Origin of the sequence: Streptomyces sp. NBC_00236 (genome assembly GCF_036195045.1) — a bacterium.
Lineage (GTDB): Bacteria > Actinomycetota > Actinomycetes > Streptomycetales > Streptomycetaceae > Streptomyces.
Map to the genome: position 1 here is coordinate 1,924,772 of NZ_CP108100.1, position 17,692 is coordinate 1,942,463.

A 17,692-nucleotide genomic window follows, 5' to 3' on the forward strand; every position below is an offset into this window, starting at 1 on the left:
TCTCCCCTGGCTCTCGTAGCTCCGGCCTCGCGGCCGGGTTGTTCCCGGTGTCGTGTTCTCAGCTCTGGTTGAAGAATCCGCCCTCTGCGATGCGGGCCTTGTCCTCCGCCGTGACATCGACGTTAGCAGGCGACAACAGGAACACCTTCTGCGTCACTCGTTCAATGCTGCCATGGAGGCCGAAGACGAGTCCCGCGGCAAAGTCGACAAGTCGCTTCGCGTCCGTATCGTCCATCTCCGTGAGATTCATGATCACCGGAGTGCCCTCACGGAAGTGTTCCCCGATGGTACGGGCCTCGTTGTACGTCCTGGGGTGCAGCGTGGTGATGCGGTACGGCTCCCGCTCGGACACGACCTTGGGCATGATCACCGGTGCGTTCTTCTCCATGTTCGGGCGTTCAGGTGTGATGGATGCCACGGGGGCGATTCGGGCGGGTCGCTCTCTCTCCGCCGGAATCTGAACCGGCTCCCGCTGTGCCGGAGGCTGCACCACTCGTACCGGTTCGTCCCGTTCCCGCTCCACCTGATGCGCGGGCTGGTGCCGGCGCCGGTCGCGCTCGGGCTCCGGCTCGGGTTCGAATTCGTCGTCGGGGTCGAACCCCGGACCGTCGTACCCATCGTCCTCCACGAGGCCGAGGTAGACCGCCATCTTGCGCATCGCGCCGGCCATGCTCTGAGTCCTCCGCTCTGTGGTGGATCGGCATCTGTCACCAAGTGCCCGCGATCCACTGTGGCCTGTCCGCCAGAGGCGGTAATGACCATATTTTCTGCTGTGGTCCGACTTGCTTGGCGACGTTACCCGAGCCCGGGTCGGACTCCGAGTACCGCAGTACCGACGCGCACATGTGTCGCTCCGGCCGCAACCGCGTCCTCGAGGTCCGCACTCATCCCTGCAGAGACCATGTTCGCAGCCGGATGGTTCCCGCGCAGCCGGGATGAGAATTCCACCAGTCGGTCGAACGCCGCGCGTTGCCTGCCGGCGAACGGTCCGGCGAGCGGGGCGACGGTCATCAGACCGTCCAGCCGCAGTCCGGGTGCGGCCGCGACGGCGTCGGCCAACTCGTCGATCCCGTCGGGCGCGACACCGCCGCGCTCCCCCCGCTCACCGCTCTCCGCGTCGAGCGCGACCTGGATGAGGCACCCGAGTTCGCGCCCGCCGCGGACTGCCGCGGCGGAGAGGGCCGTCACCAGCTTCGTACGGTCCACCGACTGCACGACATCGGCATAACTCGCCACGGATCGGACCTTGTTCGTCTGCAATTGACCGACAAAGTGCCATGTGAGGGACAGATCCGTACATTCGGTGGCCTTGGGGGCCGCGTCCTGGTCACGATTCTCCGCGACATGGCGCACACCGAGTTCACTCAGGATCCGCACATCGCCGGCGGGGTAGGTCTTCGTGACCACGATGAGGGTCACCTCTTCCCGTTTGCGACCGGCGGCCGCGCAGGCGGAAGCAATACGTTCCTCCACCTGCGCGAGATTTGCTGCGAGTTGTTGCTTACGGTCCGTCATGCCCTATCCGTCCAGCCAGACATATCCGGCGAGCCGCCCGGTGGTGCGGTCGCGTCGGTACGAGAAGTGATCGCCCGATTCGAGGGTGCAGAAAGCCGAAGCCTGCCGGTCGGTGACGCCGAGGTCCGCCAGTTGTGCGTGGACTCCGGCGGTGACGTCCACCGCCGGGGTGCCCCAACTGGTCTCGGACCACGCGGCGGGGGCGACCGCCGCGACCTCGTCCCGCATTCCGGCCGGCACCTCGTAGCACCGGCCGCAGACGGCCGGCCCGGTGCGGGCGGTGATCCGGGAGGGTTCCGCGCCGAGTGCGACCATGGCCGCGACCGCGGCGGGTACGACTCCGGCGACCAGACCGGGACGGCCCGCATGTGCTGCTGCGACGATTCCGGCGACCGGGTCGGCGAGCAGTACGGGGGTGCAGTCGGCGGTCAGGACGGCGAGCGGGAGTCCGCGTCGCGCGGTCACCACCGCGTCGACGGCGGGAATCTCGCGCGTGTCGCCCCAGGGTCCGTCGACGACGGCGACGTCCCGGCCGTGCACCTGGTTCATCCAGACGACCTGCGCCGGATCGAGTCCCCGCGCCCGGGCGGCCCGCTCCCGGTTCGCCAGGACGGCGGCGGTGTCGTCACCGACCGCGCCGCCGAGATTGAGCTCCGCGTACGGAGCGGCGCTCACCCCGCCCCACCTGTCGGTGAAGGAGAAGTGAGCGCCGCCGTCCGAAGAAACAGAATCCTTGTGACTCACTGAGTGGTGCGGACCTATCACTTCAAGAAGTCCGGAACGTCCAGCTCTTCGGCCTGGGAGTCCTGGTAGGGACGGGCCGGCGGGACGTGCGGCGGAGCGACCGGCGGAAGGTGGCTCTCGTGCACCACCGGAACCGGCTCGGCCTGGACCGGAGGCTCCTCGCGCGTGGGCACGGAACCCAGTCCGCTGTTCTGGCGCACGGGCTCGGCGGCCCGGACCGGCGGGGCCGGCTCCTCGCGCTTGGTGGAGTTCGCACCCAGGACGTTCTCCCGGCGGGCCGGGGGCTGTCCGCCGTCGAATCCCGCCGCGATCACGGTGACCCGCACCTCGTCACCCAGCGCGTCGTCGATGACCGCGCCGAAGATGATGTTCGCCTCGGGGTGTGCCGCCTCGCTCACCAGCTGGGCGGCCTCGTTGATCTCGAAGAGACCGAGGTCGCTGCCGCCGGAGATGGAGAGCAGGACACCGCGGGCGCCGTCGATGGACGCCTCCAGGAGCGGCGAGGAGATCGCCATCTCCGCGGCGGCCACCGCGCGGTCGTCGCCGCGGGCCGAGCCGATACCCATGAGCGCCGATCCGGCCTCGGACATGACCGACTTGACGTCGGCGAAGTCGAGGTTGATCAGACCCGGGGTGGTGATGAGGTCGGTGATGCCCTGGACGCCCGAGAGCAGTACCTGGTCGGCCGACTTGAACGCGTCGAGCACGCTGACCTGGCGGTCCGAGATGGACAGCAACCGGTCGTTGGGAATGACGATGAGGGTGTCGACCTCTTCGCGGAGTTCGGCGATGCCGTCCTCCGCCTGGTTCGCGCGACGCCGGCCCTCGAAGGTGAACGGCCGGGTGACCACACCGATCGTCAGGGCGCCGAGCGAGCGCGCGATATTGGCGACGACGGGTGCGCCACCGGTGCCGGTGCCGCCGCCTTCTCCTGCGGTGACGAAGACCATGTCGGCCCCCTTGAGGACCTCCTCGATCTCTTCACGGTGGTCCTCTGCCGCCTTACGACCGACGGCCGGGTTCGCCCCGGCGCCGAGGCCGCGGGTGAGTTCACGGCCGACGTCGAGCTTGACGTCGGCGTCGCTCATCAACAGGGCTTGCGCATCCGTGTTGATCGCGATGAACTCGACGCCCTTGAGACCGACCTCGATCATTCGGTTGATGGCATTGACACCACCGCCGCCGACACCGATGACCTTGATGACTGCGAGGTAGTTCTGCGGTGCTGCCACGTCGAAGGCCTCTCGCCTCGAGTTACGTGTCGTCGCTTGGCGGTAGTCCCGCCGCGACGACGGATGCCGATTGGGACGGTCCGAACGCCGACCCAAACCCTAACGTTGAAGTTTAGGGTTACCAGTGTGTCTGCTTCATGGACTCTTCCGAACAGGACACTAAGTCGACAAGTGGCGCACGTTCAACGAACACGCCGAACCTCCCGTTTTTCTTTTCACCCTATGTGATCACCCGTAGCGCTGACCAACCAGGGTGCTGGCCAGGCCAAATGTGCGTCAACTACCCGACACCGCCGGAGCGGTGGGCGCACTCACGTCGAAGTGTCCTGCTTTGGGAGCAGCTTTCATGAGAGCGGTGAGGACTTTCCCCTTCACCGCACCTTCTTCACTGCTCCCCCAGATCACCGTGCGGTTCCCGGTGAGTCCCAGGGAGACCGAATCGTACGAGACGACTCGCACGACCCGGGTTTCCCCGGCGACCCCGTCCGGAAGATCGCCCGCGACCCGGACCGCTTCCCGCACCAGCCGCTCACTGCCGAACCGGCGCTGACTCGCGGACCGGCCGGGTGTCAGTTCCAGCAGGGGTACCTGCCCGGGAGCCTTGTCCACCGTCGCGAAGCGCACGCCCTCGGCGTCCACTTCGATGAACTTCACACCCTTTTTCACCAACAGAACCGGCTGTCGTTCGGTCACTTTAAGTCCGATGCCGTGCGGCCATGACCGTACGACATCCACCGAGTCGATACGAGGCAACTTCTGGCGCAACCGGTCGGCGACGGCGTCCGTGTCGACGGAGATCAGCGGGGCACCCATCGGCACCGCCGCAGCGGCCTCCACCTCGGCGGGTGTCAGCACGTCGACGCCGGTGATCCGGACCTGCTCGGTGCGGAGCCAGGAGGAGCCGTACAGCGCCCAGACGGCGCCGGCTCCGAGCAGCAGCACGGCCGCGGCGATCACGATCAGGAGCGTGCGCCGGGACATCCGGCGCCCCCGGTCCCCTGGGCGCGGCGAGCGGTCCCGGGTCTCCTTCTGCTGCCCTGTACCGCGCTGGGCGGTCGTCGGTCCGGCCACGCTCGCTCCTTATGCCGGGTCCGGGGGCGCCGCCCCCGGACCCGTCAGCCTCACGCGCCTCGGCGTGCGGCGATCGCCTCGTACACCATGCCGACCAGCAGATCGTCGGCGTCCCGGCGGCCGAACTCGGCGGCGGCTCGGGACATTTCGTACAGCCGGTGCGGATCCGACAGCACCGGAAGGACGTTGCCCTGCACCCACTCGGGGGTGAGCGCCGCGTCGTCCACCAGCAGCCCACCGCCGGCGTTGACCACCGGCTGGGCGTTGAGCCGCTGTTCGCCGTTGCCGATCGGCAACGGGACGTAGGCGGCCGGCAGCCCGACGGCGGAGAGTTCGGCGACGGTCATCGCGCCCGCGCGGCAGAGCATCATGTCGGCCGCGGCGTACGCGAGGTCCATCCGGTCCACGTACGGTACCGGGATGTAGGGCGGCATCCCGGGCATGTTGTCGACGCGCGGCATTTCGTTCTTCGGGCCGACCACGTGCAGGATCTGGATCCCGGAGCGCTGGAGCAGCGGCGCGACCCGCTGGACCACCTCGTTGAGGTGGCGGGCGCCCTGCGAGCCGCCGGAGACCAGCAGCGTCGGCAGGTTGGGGTCGAGCCCGAAGGCGGCACGCGCCTCGGGGCGGACCCGGGCCCGGTCCAGGGTCGCGATGGTGCGGCGCAGCGGGATGCCGATGTAGCGGGCCCCACGGAGCTTGCTGTCGGGGGTGGAAACGGCGACCCCGTGCGCGTACCGCGAACCGATCTTGTTGGCCAGGCCGGGCCGCGCATTGGCCTCGTGGACCACGATCGGCACTCCGGCGCGCTTGGCGGCGAGATAGCCGGGCAGCGCCACGTACCCGCCGAAGCCCACCACGCAGTCAGCCTTGGTGCGTTCGAGGATCTGCTCGGCGGCCTTGATGGTGCCGCGCAGCCTGCCCGGGACGGTGATGAGTTCAGGGGTGGGTTTGCGCGGCAGCGGTACGGCCGGGATCAGGGCGAGTTCGTACCCCCGCTCGGGTACGAGCCTGGTCTCGAGTCCGCGCTCCGTGCCGAGTGCGGTGATTCCCACGCTCGGGTCCTGCCTCCGCAGTGCGTCCGCGAGGGCAAGCGCGGGCTCGATGTGGCCGGCGGTCCCCCCACCGGCGAGTACGACATGCACCGAAATTCACCGCTCTCCGGACGGACGCTTCTTGACGCGCCGTCTCATCGTCTTCCATCTCACCCCGGGCCTCCGCATGGCCAGGGCGGCCTTCGCCGCCGGATCCGCTCGCGCGAACGCGATCAGCAGTCCGACGGCGAACATGGTCGGCAGCAGGGCCGACCCCCCGTAGGAGAACAGCGGGAGCGGGACACCGGCGATCGGCAGCAGGCCGAGCACCGCACCGATGTTGATCACGGCCTGGGCCGTGATCCAGGTGGTCACACCTCCCGCTGCGTACCTCACGAAGGGGTCCTCCGTGCGTCCGGCCACGCGGATACCCGCATAGCCTAGAGCCGCGAACAGGGCGAGTACCGACAGCGTCCCCGCCAACCCCAGTTCCTCCCCGGTGATGGCGAAGATGAAGTCGGTGTGTGGTTCGGGCAGTTGACCCCATTTTTCCACACTTGCACCGAGCCCGGATCCGAACCACCCGCCGGACGCCAGAGCATAGATACCGTGCACCGCCTGCCAGCAGGAGCCGCCGGGGCCCGGTTCGCTGGCCCCCATGCAGTCCAGGCGGGACATCCGGTTCGGGCTGGTCTTGATCAGCAGGAAGGCGATCAGGCCGGCGGAGGCGAGCACTCCGGCGAACAGCCGGGTCGGGGCACCGGCCAGCCAGAGCAGTCCGAACAGGATGGCCGTGAGAATGATCGCAGTGCCCATGTCACCGCCGAGCATGATCAGCCCGAGCAGCATGAAGGCGACCGGAACCAGGGGCACGAGCATGTGCTTCCACTGGGTCAGCAGTCGTTTGTCCTGTTTGCGGGCGAGCAGATCGGCCCCCCACAGGACAAGGGCCAGCTTGCCGAACTCACTGGGCTGGAGCTGGAAGGGGCCGCCCAGGTAGAGCCAGTTCCGGTTGCCGTTGACCGACATCCCTATCCCCGGCACCTGGACCAGCACCATCAGGAAGACGGCGCCCATCAGCAGGGGGTAGGACAGGGCCCGGTGCAGCTTGACGGGCATCCGGGCGGCGGCGGCCATCAGTCCGGCCCCGATGACGGCGGCGAGGAACTGCTTGCGGAAGAAGTAGGTGCCCGGCTTGTCGAGCTCCAGGGCCTTGATCATCGAGGCCGAGTAGACCATCACCAGACCGAGCACGGTGATGAGCAGTCCGGCGCCCAGGATCAGGTAGTAGGCCGTCAGCGGGCGGTCCCACGCCCGGCGCGCCTGCTCGTACAGCCTCCGCGCTCCCCCGCCCCGGGGGGAACGGGGGCTGCCGGAGGTCCTGGAGCGCCCCGCAGGGGGCCGACGGGCGCCTGCGGCGGACCGCACGCGCAGGGCGAGGCCGGCGGTCAGCGGTGCGCCCCCGGCCGCGAGGAGGGGCGGATGGAGCACCCGGCTGATCGCCGGGGTCGCCCGTGAGCGGTCCCCGCGGCGTGCGGCAGAGCTCTCTTCGGCCGGCATGGTCCCTGTCCCCTCCACTGCTCGTGCCCGGGGCCTCGGTGCCGGGGCCCGGGCCCCGGGTACAGCCGTACGTACCCGGGTGCTCCGGGACCGTACGGCTCGGAGGCCGGGCCCGTCAGGCGCTCTCGGCGGCGAGCGTGCGGACGGCGTCCGCGAAGGCCTCGCCCCGCTTGTTGTAATTGACGAACATGTCCATCGAGGCGCAGGCGGGAGCCATCAGTACGGTGTCTCCCGGCCGGGCGAGCCGTGCCGCCTCGCGGACCGCCTCGGACATCGCCCCAGTGTCGGTCCGGCCGAGGTCGGTCACCGGGACCTCGGGCGCGTGTCGCGCGAGGGCTTCGCGGATGAGGGCCCGGTCGGCGCCCATCAGTACGACGCCCCGCAGGCGCTTCGCACACCCGGTCACCAGCTCGTCGAAGGTGGCCCCCTTGGCCAGTCCGCCGGCGATCCAGACGATCGGGTCGTAGGCGGCCAGGGAGGCCTCCGCAGCGTGCGTGTTGGTGGCCTTGGAGTCGTCGATGTACGCCACTCCGGCGACGTCCGCGACGTGCTCGATGCGGTGCGGGTCGGGGCGGAAGGCCCGCAGCCCGTCGCGGACGGCGGCGGGCTCCACACCGAAGGCCCGGGCCAGCGCCGCGGCCGCGAGGGCGTTGGCGATGTTGTGCGGGGCAGGCGGGTTCACGTCCGCGACCTCGGCGAGCTCCTGGGCCTGCTTCTGCCGGTTCGTGACGAAGGCCCGGTCGACGAGGATGCCGTCGACGACCCCGAGCTGGGAGGGCCCGGGAGTGCCGAGGGTGAAGCCGATCGCCCGGCAGCCCTCCTCGACGTCCGCCTCGCGCACCAGGTCCTCGGTGGCGGCGTCCGCCACGTTGTAGACGCAGGCGACGGTGTTGCCCTCGTAGATCCGGCCCTTGTCGGCGACGTACGCCTCCATGGAGCCGTGCCAGTCGAGGTGGTCGGGGGCCAGGTTGAGGACGGCAGCGGAATGGGCGCGCAGCGAGGGCGACCAGTGCAGCTGGTAGCTGGAGAGCTCGACGGCCAGGACGTCGTACGTCTCCTCGCCGAGGACCGCGTCCAGGAGCGAGACCCCGATGTTGCCGACGGCTGCGGTGCGCAGCCCGGCGGCCTCCAGGATCGAGGCGAGCATCCGTACGGTCGTGGTCTTGCCGTTGGTGCCGGTGACCGCGAGCCAGGGCGCGGCACCGGGTCCGCGCAGCCGCCAGGCGAGTTCGACGTCGCCCCAGACGGGGACGCCCGCCTCGGCGGCTGCGGCGAAGAGCGGCTTGTCGGGCTTCCAGCCCGGGGTGGTGACGATGAGCTCGGTGGACTTCGGCAGGGTGGCCCCGTCGCCGAGGCGCACGGTGATGCCCTGCGCCTCCAGCTCCGCGGCCTGGCCGCGGGAGCGCTCGTCGTCCCCGTCGTTGACCACGGTGACGACGGCGCCGAGGCCGTGCAGCACCCGGGCCGCCGGGATCCCGGAGACCCCGAGTCCGGCGACCGTGACGTGCTTGCCCTGCCAGTCCACGTTGCTCACTTCTTGGCTGCCCATCCTGCGTAGAAGAGGCCGAGGCCGACGATCACGCACATGCCCTGGATGATCCAGAAGCGGACCACGACAAGGACTTCGGACCACCCCTTGAGTTCGAAGTGGTGCTGGAGCGGTGCCATCCGGAAGACGCGCTTGCCGGTCATCTTGAACGAGCCGACCTGGATGACGACGGACATCGTGATCATCACGAAGAGGCCGCCGAGCACCGCCATCAGGAACTCGGTACGGGAGCAGATCGCCAGTCCGGCGAGCGCGCCGCCGAGGGCCAGCGAACCGGTGTCACCCATGAAGATCTTGGCGGGCGAGGTGTTCCACCACAGGAAGCCGAAGCAGGAGCCCATGAGTGCGGAGGCCACGACCGCGAGGTCGAGCGGATCTCGTACCTCGAAGCAGGCGCTCGGGTTGGTGAGGGTGGCCGCGTTGGCGCAGGACTCCTGGAACTGCCAGAGCCCGATGAAGGTGTACGCACCGAAGACCATCACCGACGCGCCGGTGGCCAGGCCGTCCAGACCGTCCGTCAGGTTCACGCCGTTGGACATGGCGAGAATCATGAAGAGCGCCCAGAGCACGAAGAGCACCGGGCCGATCGACCAGCCGAAGTCCTCGACGAACGAGAGCTTGTCGGAGGCGGGGGTGTTGCCCCGGGCGTCGGCGAACTGGAGCGAGAGCACCGCGAAGGCGACGCCGACGATCAGCTGGCCGGCCATCTTGGCCTTGGCCCGCAGACCCAGCGAACGCTGCTTGACGATCTTGATGTAGTCGTCGAGGAAGCCGACGAGCCCCATGCCGGCCATCAGGAAGAGGACCAGCACACCGGAGAATCGCATCTCCTCGCCGGTGATCACCTTGGCCAGGACGTACGCGATGATCGTCGCCAGGATGAAGGCGATGCCGCCCATGGTGGGCGTGCCCTTCTTCGATCCGTGGCTGCGCGGGCCGTCGTCCCGGATGAACTGCCCGTATCCCTTGCGGGCCAGGAGCTTGATCAGCAGCGGGGTACCGACCAGGGTCAGGAAGAGCCCGATGGCCCCCGCGAAGAGGATCTGCCTCATCGGCCGGCGACCTCGCCCTCGGTCGCGTTCCCCAGCAGTGCCGTAACGACCTGCTCCAGGCCGACCGACCGGGACGCCTTCACCAGCACGACGTCTCCCGGGCGCAGTTCACTGCGCAACAGGTCGACGGCAGCCTGTGCGTCGGACACATGCACCGACTCCTCACCCCACGAACCCTCGTTGTATGCGCCCAGTTGCAGCCAGGAGGCTTCTCTGCCCCCGACCGCGACGAGCTTGCTGACGTTGAGCCGGACGACAAGCCGTCCGACCGCGTCGTGCTCGGTGAGCGAGGCGTCGCCGAGCTCGGCCATCTGGCCGAGCACCGCCCACGTACGACGCCCCTTCCCCATGGCGGCCAGCGCGCGCAGCGCGGCCTTCATGGATTCGGGGTTGGCGTTGTAGGCGTCATTGACGAACGTCACGCCGTCCGGACGCTCGGTGACCTCCATGCGCCAGCGGGAGAGGGTGCCCGACTCGGAGAGCGCCACGGCGATCTCGTCTGCGGACAGGCCCAGCTCATGGGCGACGGCGGCCGCGGCGAGCGCGTTCGACACGTGATGCTCACCGTACAGGCGCATGGTCACATCACTGCACCCGGTGGGTGTGTGAAGCCTGAACGAGGGGCGACCGTCCTCGGTGAGACGGACGTTCTCACCCCGTACGTCCGCATCCGCGGCTTCGCCGAAGAGCAGCACCCGGGCCTTGGTCCGCGAGGTCATGGCGCGGACGAGCGGGTCGTCGGCGTTGAGGACGGCGAGGCCGTCCTCGGGGAGGGACTCGACCATCTCGCCCTTCGCCTGGGCGATCTGCTCCTTTCCGCCGAACTCGCCGATGTGCGCGCTGCCGACGTTGAGGACGAGGCCGATCCGCGGCGGGACGAGCCCGGTGAGGTAGCAGATGTCGCCGATGTAGCGGGCACCCATTTCGAGGACCAGGTGCTGGGTCTCCTCGGTGGCGCGCAGCGCGGTGAGCGGCAGCCCGATCTCGTTGTTGAGGTTGCCCGCCGGGTAGACGGTGGGCCCCTTGCGCTCCAGGAGCTGGGCGATCAGGTCCTTGGTGGAGGTCTTGCCGGCGGATCCGGTGAGCGCGACGACGGTGGTGCCGAGGCGTCCGACGACGGCGCGGGCGAGCGCGCCGAGCGCCGCCACCACGTCGTCGACGACGATCGCCGGAACGCCGACGGGCCGGGCGGCCAGGACGACTGCCGCGCCCGCCTCGACGGCGCGCCGCGCGTAGTCGTGGCCGTCGACGCGTTCGCCGGTGAACGCGACGAAGAGGCTGCCTTGCTTCACCTCCCGGGAGTCGATGACGACGGGCCCGCTGACGGTTACGGCCGGATCCGGTATGTCGTACGACTGCCCGCCGACGATTTCGGCGATCTCGGCGAGGGAAAGGGCGATCACTTGGTCATCCCTGACTGTTGTTCTCGTGGGTGGGGGCCCGGTGGGTGGCGTTCTGGTGTCCCAGGGACCGCTCGATGGCCGTGCGAAGGACCACCCGGTCGTCGAAGGGGCGCACCACTCCGTGGACGTCCTGGCCCTGCTCGTGGCCCTTGCCGGCGATCAGCACGGTGTCCCCGGGGCCGGCGCGTCCGACGGCGGCGGCGATGGCGGCGGCCCGGTCGGCGTCGACCAGGACGTCACCGCGTTCGTGCACGGGCACTTCGGCGGCGCCCGCGAGCATGGCGGCGAGGATGCCGAGGGGGTCCTCGGAGCGCGGGTTGTCCGAGGTCAGTACGGCGGTGTCGGCGAGCCGGGCCGCTGCCGCGCCCATCGGGCCGCGTTTGGTGGTGTCGCGGTCGCCGCCGCAGCCGAGGACGATGTGGATTCTGCCCTCGGTGACCTTCTGGAGGGAGCGCAGCACCGATTCGACGGCGTCGGTCTTGTGCGCGTAGTCGACGAGTGCGAGGTACGGCTGTCCGGCGTCGACCCGCTCCAGCCGGCCGGGCACCCCGGGCACCGCGGCGACGCCGTCGGCGGCGGTCTGGAGGTCGATGCCCGCGACGGCGAGGGTGACGATCGCGGCGAGGGTGTTGGCGACGTTGAACGGGCCGGGCAGCGGCGCCTCGGCGGCGGCCCGCTCGCCCTTGGGCCCGACGACGGTGAAGGTGGAGCCGAGCTGGCCCACCTCGACGTCCTCGGCGCGCCAGTCGGCGTCCGGGTGGCCCTCGGCGGAGAACGTGGTGATCGGGACGGATGCCTCGGTGATCAGCCGGCGGCCGTACTCGTCGTCGTAGTTGACGACGCCCTGCCTGCTGCGCTGCGGGGTGAACAGCCGCGCCTTGGCCTGGAAGTAGTCCTCCATGCCGGAGTGGAACTCCATGTGCTCCGGGCTGAGGTTGTTGAAGACCGCGACGTCGAAGACGCAGCCGTCGACCCGGCCGAGCACCAGGGCGTGGCTGGAGACCTCCATCGTCACCGCGTCCGCCCCGCGTTCGCGCATGACGGCGAACAGGGCCTGCAGGTCGGTGGCTTCGGGGGTGGTGCGCTCGGACTTGATGCGCTCGTCGCCGATCCGCATCTCCACGGTGCCGATGAGACCGGTGGCGCGTCCGGCGCCGCGGAATCCGCCCTCGACCAGGTAGGCCGTCGTGGTCTTGCCGGAGGTTCCGGTGATGCCGATCTGGAGCAGGCCGGCACCGGGGTGGCCGTAGATCTCGGCGGCGAGTTCGCCCATCCGGCCCCGCGGGTCCTCGACGACCAGCACCGGGAGTCCGGTGGCGGCGGCGCGTTCGGCGCCCGCCGGGTCGGTGAGGATCGCGGCGGCGCAGAGACCGGCGGCCTGGGCGGTGAAGTCGGCACCGTGCAGACGGGCACCGGGCAGGGCCGCGTAGACGTCACCGGGGCGCACGGCCCGGGAGTCGTGGGTGATGCCGGTGACTTCGCCGTTGCCCGGCGGTTCGACTCCCAGCCGGGCCGCCAGCGAGGCCAGGGAGGTCGGCCGCAGCCGATCCGGGCGGGGCGCTCCCGGGTAGTTCACAGGGGCGTCCTTCTGGGTGGTTCGGGACTGTTCAGCGTGGGGCACGGCGGTGAGCGTACCGGGCACACCCGGCCTCTCGCGAAGTGAGGGGGCGGGGGTGCGGTGGTTCCCGTTCCGGTTCCCCGGATCGGGGGTGATGGTTGTCACTGAGGGTCTCCCCGAGTTCACTCGCCGGGTTTGAAGGACACCGGCAGCCGGGCCGGCTCGCTGCCGGTGGGGGCGGTCTGCAGCGTCTTCAGCGCGAATTCCATGACCTGCTTGTAGATGGGTCCGCAGATCTGGCCGCCGAAGTAGCTGCCCTTGGTGGGGTTCTGGATGGCGCAGTAGACGGTGATCTGAGGGTTGTCGGCGGGGGCGAAACCGGCGAAGGAGGCGGTGTAGCCGTGGTAGCCGCCGCGTACCGGATCGACTCGGTTGGCCGTACCGGTCTTGCCCGCGACGCGGTAGCCGGGGATCTTGGCCTTCGTTCCGGTGCCCTCCTCGTCACCGACGACCGACTCCAGCATGCTCGCGAGCGTCCTGGCGGTCTTCTCGCTGACCACCCTGGTCTGCTCGGGGGCCTCGGCAGCGGTGAAGCGGCCGTCGGCGCCCTTGGTGCCGCGGACGAGCGTCGGTTCGATCCGGACCCCTCCGTTGGCGATCGTGGAGTAGATCGAGGCGGCCTGCATGGCGTTGAGCGAGAGGCCCTGGCCGAACGGGATCGTGTACTGCTGCGAGGTCGACCAGTCCTGCGGCTTGGCGAGGATGCCGGCGGTCTCACCCGGGTAGCCGAGTCCGGTCGGAGAACCGATGCCGAACTTGCGCAGGTAGGAGTGGAGCACCTTGTTGGACTCGGCCTGGGTCTTCCCCAGCTGACCGGTGGCCAGGATGGTGCCGATGTTGCTGGACTTGGCGAGTACGCCGTTGAGCGTGAGGTACCAGGTCGGGTGGTCGATGTCGTCCTTGAAGAGCCGGTCACCGCGGTGCAGGCGGTTGGGGACCGTGACATGGGTGCCCGGGGTTGCGACACCCTCCTCCAGCACGGCGGCCATCGACATGACCTTGCTGGTGGAGCCGGGCTCGTACACGTCCTGGAGCGCCGCGTTGCCCAGTGAGGCGGCGTCGGCCTGCGAGAGGTCGTTGGGGTCGAAGCCCGGCGCGTTGGCCATGGCGAGGACCTCGCCGGTGCGGGTGTTCTGCACGATGACGTAGCCGCGGTCGGCCTTGGACTTCGCCACCTGGTCGGAGATGGCCTTCTGGGCCGCCCACTGGATGTCGCGGTCGATGGTCAGCTCGATGTCGGAGCCGGCGACGGCGGGGACCTCCTTGGTGCCCGCGGTGGGCACCCGGCGACCGCCGGACTGGGCGTACTTGATCGTGCCGTCCTCGCCCGCGAGCTCCGTCTCCAGCTGCGATTCGAGGCCGCCCGCGCCCTTGCCCTCGGCGTTGACGTATCCCAGTATCCCGGCGGCGAGCCCGCCGTTGGGGTAGACGCGCTTGGTGGTCGACTCCTGGAAGACGCCGGCGAGCACATTGGCACCGGGGCCGCCTGCCGCCCTGTCCTTCTGGGCCTTCTCGGCGAAGACGGACTTGAGGTCCTTGATCTGCGTCCAGACCTGCGGGGTCTGCCTGCGGGCCAGCACCGCGTACCGGCTCTTGGGCTTGGACAGCTTCTTGGTCAGTTCGGCCGCGTCGACACCGAGGATCGGCGCGAGGAGAGCGGCGGCCTGCTGGGGTGCGTCGGGTGCCTTGCTGTCCTCGGGAGTGAACATCTTGGGGTCGGCGGTGATGTCGTACGCGTCGACGCTGGTGGCCAGCGCGATGCCGCCGCGGTCGGTGATCTCGCCGCGCTCGGCGGCGACGGTGTAGCTGAGGTAGCGGTTCTTCTCCGCCTTCGCCGCGTACGCGTTGGCGTCGACGGCCTGCACCTGGAGGAGCCGGACGACGAACGCGATCATGACCAGGGTCAGCGCCAGGCTGACGAGCCGCAGCCGCGGCCTTGGGCTGCCGAGGCGCAGCGGCCGGCCGGAGCGGGAGCGCGGGGTCCGTCCGCGCGGTGCTGCGGACGAGGGCCGTCGTCGCGGCTCGGGGCGGGCGGCGGGCCGGGGGCGGCCGGAGCGGCCCGCCGCGTTGCGCGGGCGCGCGGGGCCGGGCACCCGCCGGCGCGGTGGTTCCTGGGAGGGCACTGCGTCACCTGCCGGGGCTCGTGGAGGTCTGTTCTGCCGGGGTACGCGCGTTCGCGGAGGTGTTCGGCCTCGCCTGGGCGGTGCCGGTCACCGTCGCGGAGGCACCGGGCTTCGCCGCCGGCGTGCCCGACGCGGCGGGCGAAGGGGTGGAGCGGGGCGAGGAGGAGGGCGACGGGGCGGCTGCGGGGGGCGGTTCGGGGACCTGGGACTTCGGGGCCGGAGTGGTCGGCACGGCGCTGGCGGCGGAGGGCACGCCGCGGACCTTGCCGTTCGGGCCGAGGAAGGCGGGGCTGCCGCCGGGGACCATGCCCAGCTCCCGTGCTCGCCGGGCCAGGGCATCGGGTTCGGAGGCGCTGTCGACGTCCCGCTGGAGTGCCTGCTGGTCGTCGGTGAGGTCCGTGGTCCGCTTCTTCAGCTCGCTCAGCCGGAACGATCCTTCGTTGAGCGCGGAGTTCAGCAGCAGCAGGGTGATCAGGCCGCCGCCCAGGAGCAGGACGACCAGCAGGACGAAGGGGGTCCGGGCCGCGTTGCTCGGCCCGGCCGGCATCAGCCGGCTGAGCCGCGCGGCGCGTCCTTTCAGCCCGCCGGCCGCGTTGCTCACCGCGCCGCTCCGTCCCCGGGCCGGGTCCGCGAAGGCTCCGGGTGCCGGCGGCTCATCGCTCCTCCTCGCGGATGCGCTGGGCGCCGCGGAGCCGGGCGGGGGCGGCGCGCCGGTTCTCGGCAACCTCCTCCTCGGTCGGCAGTTCGGCACCGCGGGTCAGCAGCTTGAGCCGTGGCTGATAACGCTCGGGGACGACCGGCAGCCCGGGCGGTGCGGTGTTGGCGGCGCCCGCCGCGAACACCTGCTTGACCAGGCGGTCCTCGAGCGAGTGGTACGACAGGACGGCGATGCGTCCGCCGACGGCGAGGCTCCGCACCGCGGCCGGGATCGCCCGCTCCAGCACGGTGAGCTCGCCGTTGACCTCGATGCGCAGCGCCTGGAAGGTGCGCTTGGCGGGGTTGCCGCCGGTGCGCTTGGCGGCCTGGGGCAGCGAGTCACGGATCAGCTCGACAAGCCGGGCACTGTTGGTGAAGGGCTCCTTCTCACGTTCGCGCACGACGGCGGAGACGATCCGCTTGGCCTGCTTCTCCTCGCCGTACGCGCGCAGGATCCTGACCAGCTCGCCCGGCGGGTAGGTGTTGAGCACCTCGGCCGCGCCGATGCCGGTCGTCTGGTCCATCCGCATGTCGAGCGGGGCGTCCTGGGCGTACGCGAATCCGCGGTCGGCCTCGTCCAGCTGCATGGAGGAGACGCCGAGGTCGAACAGGACGCCCTGCACCTTGGGGACGCCGAGCCGGTCGAGCACCTCGGGCAGTTCGTCGTAGACGGCGTGCACCAGTGTGGCGCGGTCGCCGTACGGGGCGAGCCGTTCGCCGGAGAGCCGCAGCGCCTCCTTGTCCCGGTCGAGCGCGATCAGCCGGGCGGTGGGAAAGGCGGCGAGCAGCGCCTCGCTGTGTCCGCCGAGGCCCAGGGTGCAGTCGACGACCACGGGCGGCTGCGCGCTCGGCGCCTCCAGAGCCGGGGCCAACAGGTCCAGGCACCGCTGGAGCATCACCGGGACGTGTCGGGTCTGGCTCATGCGCCCTCTCAGGCTCAGGTCCCGGGGGCGCTGCACGTACGGCCTGGTCCCCGCCCGCTCGCGAAGGGGAGGTCCGCCGGCGCCGGGGAAGGGGCGTCAGCCGACCGGCGAGCGGGAGAGGGCCGGGCCGTACGTACGCCGCGCACACGGGGAAAACATCGGAATGTGCAGGGTGTCGGTAACTTCCCGTCACTTTAGTCCACCCTGCCATTCGATCGATTCCCGATCAATCAACCCGACAGCGCGTCGGCCCTCGCTTTGTTCACCCGGCCGGGCGACCGACTGTGAGGCTTGTGGGTTACCTCACAACAAGCGTCGTTGACGTTCTTTGTCCGCTTCGACACCACGCCGGTGGTAGCGGCGAGAGCTAACGTCTAGTTCATGTCGACTTCTGCGCACTCCCCCGCCATGGACCAGACCCGCACCGGCGGCACCGTCACCGACCGCCTGGTCGAGGCGAACGTCCAGTACGCCTCCGAGTTCAGCGATCCCGGCATGGACGCGAAGCCCGTGCTGCGCGTCGCGGTCGTTGCCTGCATGGACGCCCGGCTCGACCTGCACAAGGCACTCGGCCTGGCGCTCGGCGACTGTCACACCGTCCGCAACGCCGGCGGCGTGGTCACCGACGACGTCATCCGCTCGCTGTCGATCAGCCAGCGGGCCCTCGGCACGCGCAGCGTGGTGCTGATCCACCACACCAACTGCGGCATGGAGTCGATCACCGAGGAGTTCCGTCAGGACCTGGAGAGGGAGGTCGGCCAGCGGCCGGCCTGGGCGGTGGAGGCCTACACCGACGCGGACCAGGACGTGCGGCAGTCGATGCAGCGGGTCCGCACCTCGCCGTTCCTGCTGCACACCGACGACGTGCGCGGTTTCGTCTTCGACGTGACCACCGGTCTGCTGCGCGAGATCCTTCCGGCTTCCTGACTCAGAGGGACCGGCGACCGGGGGCGGAAGAAGGAGCCCCGCGACGCTGCCCCCGGTCGCCGGTCCCTCTTACCCGGCCCTAGGGAGCCGGACGGGCCCGTTCCGACAGCGAAAATCCCCACCGACCCGACATTTCGGCCTCGGTTGTCCACAGGCGAGTGACACGAAGCGGTAACGGCAACAAGAATGCGGGTGTGACACCCCGCCGGACCCTGTCCGGCGCGGTGTCCGTAATTCGGGGTGGG

General features: G+C 70.2%; 15 protein-coding genes. 1 reads left to right on the forward strand and 14 read right to left on the reverse strand.

Going from position 1 to position 17,692, the window contains the following annotated elements:
• Positions 1-58 precede the first annotated feature (58 nt).
• The 14 genes from OG446_RS08505 to rsmH all read right to left on the reverse strand — a co-directional run bounded on the left by OG446_RS08505 (position 59) and on the right by rsmH (position 16,520).
• Positions 59-670, reverse strand: a complete 612-nt coding sequence (locus tag OG446_RS08505) for a cell division protein SepF (RefSeq protein ID WP_136328319.1) — start codon at positions 668-670, stop codon at positions 59-61.
• Between the two features lie 125 nt (positions 671-795).
• Positions 796-1,515, reverse strand: a complete 720-nt coding sequence (locus tag OG446_RS08510) for a YggS family pyridoxal phosphate-dependent enzyme (protein WP_328893439.1) — start codon at positions 1,513-1,515, stop codon at positions 796-798.
• 3 nt (positions 1,516-1,518) lie between these two features.
• On the reverse strand, positions 1,519-2,280 hold the full coding sequence (gene pgeF / locus OG446_RS08515) for a peptidoglycan editing factor PgeF (RefSeq protein ID WP_443050063.1): 762 nt from the start codon (positions 2,278-2,280) through the stop codon (positions 1,519-1,521).
• Positions 2,277-3,491, reverse strand: a complete 1,215-nt coding sequence (gene ftsZ / locus OG446_RS08520) for a cell division protein FtsZ (protein ID WP_328893441.1) — start codon at positions 3,489-3,491, stop codon at positions 2,277-2,279. The genes pgeF and ftsZ overlap by 4 nt, the downstream gene beginning before the upstream one ends.
• Positions 3,492-3,767: 276 nt before the next feature.
• Positions 3,768-4,562 (reverse strand): cell division protein FtsQ/DivIB, encoded by a 795-nt coding sequence (locus OG446_RS08525; RefSeq protein ID WP_328893442.1) that lies wholly within the window; start codon positions 4,560-4,562, stop codon positions 3,768-3,770.
• Positions 4,563-4,612: 50 nt separating this feature from the next.
• Positions 4,613-5,707: an undecaprenyldiphospho-muramoylpentapeptide beta-N-acetylglucosaminyltransferase gene (gene murG, locus OG446_RS08530; protein WP_148017738.1), complete on the reverse strand. Its 1,095-nt coding sequence runs from the start codon at positions 5,705-5,707 to the stop codon at positions 4,613-4,615.
• Between the two features lie 6 nt (positions 5,708-5,713).
• Positions 5,714-7,156, reverse strand: a complete 1,443-nt coding sequence (gene ftsW, locus OG446_RS08535) for a putative lipid II flippase FtsW (RefSeq protein ID WP_328893443.1) — start codon at positions 7,154-7,156, stop codon at positions 5,714-5,716.
• A 115-nt stretch (positions 7,157-7,271) separates the two neighbouring features.
• Positions 7,272-8,705: a UDP-N-acetylmuramoyl-L-alanine--D-glutamate ligase gene (gene murD, locus OG446_RS08540; protein ID WP_328893444.1), complete on the reverse strand. Its 1,434-nt coding sequence runs from the start codon at positions 8,703-8,705 to the stop codon at positions 7,272-7,274.
• Positions 8,687-9,757 carry a phospho-N-acetylmuramoyl-pentapeptide-transferase gene (gene mraY / locus OG446_RS08545; RefSeq protein WP_328893445.1) on the reverse strand — a complete coding sequence of 357 codons (1,071 nt, stop codon included), beginning with the start codon at positions 9,755-9,757 and terminating at the stop codon, positions 8,687-8,689. Before mraY ends, murD begins: the two co-directional genes overlap by 19 nt.
• Positions 9,754-11,160 (reverse strand): UDP-N-acetylmuramoyl-tripeptide--D-alanyl-D-alanine ligase, encoded by a 1,407-nt coding sequence (locus OG446_RS08550; protein ID WP_328893446.1) that lies wholly within the window; start codon positions 11,158-11,160, stop codon positions 9,754-9,756. Before OG446_RS08550 ends, mraY begins: the two co-directional genes overlap by 4 nt.
• Before the next feature lie 4 nt (positions 11,161-11,164).
• On the reverse strand, positions 11,165-12,883 hold the full coding sequence (locus OG446_RS08555) for a UDP-N-acetylmuramoyl-L-alanyl-D-glutamate--2,6-diaminopimelate ligase (protein ID WP_328893447.1): 1,719 nt from the start codon (positions 12,881-12,883) through the stop codon (positions 11,165-11,167).
• Between the two features lie 17 nt (positions 12,884-12,900).
• Complete coding sequence (locus OG446_RS08560; RefSeq protein WP_328893448.1) at positions 12,901-14,901, reverse strand: peptidoglycan D,D-transpeptidase FtsI family protein; 2,001 nt, start codon at positions 14,899-14,901, stop codon at positions 12,901-12,903.
• 4 nt (positions 14,902-14,905) lie between these two features.
• Entirely contained in the window at positions 14,906-15,502 is a 597-nt protein-coding gene (locus OG446_RS08565) for a hypothetical protein (protein WP_389260440.1), read from the reverse strand.
• A gap of 52 nt (positions 15,503-15,554) precedes the next feature.
• Positions 15,555-16,520 (reverse strand): 16S rRNA (cytosine(1402)-N(4))-methyltransferase RsmH, encoded by a 966-nt coding sequence (rsmH, locus tag OG446_RS08570; protein WP_328893449.1) that lies wholly within the window; start codon positions 16,518-16,520, stop codon positions 15,555-15,557.
• 381 nt (positions 16,521-16,901) lie between these two features.
• Here rsmH and OG446_RS08575 point away from each other — a divergent pair, with 381 nt between their 5' ends.
• Complete coding sequence (locus tag OG446_RS08575) at positions 16,902-17,447, forward strand: beta-class carbonic anhydrase (RefSeq protein WP_328893450.1); 546 nt, start codon at positions 16,902-16,904, stop codon at positions 17,445-17,447.
• Positions 17,448-17,692 lie beyond the last annotated feature (245 nt).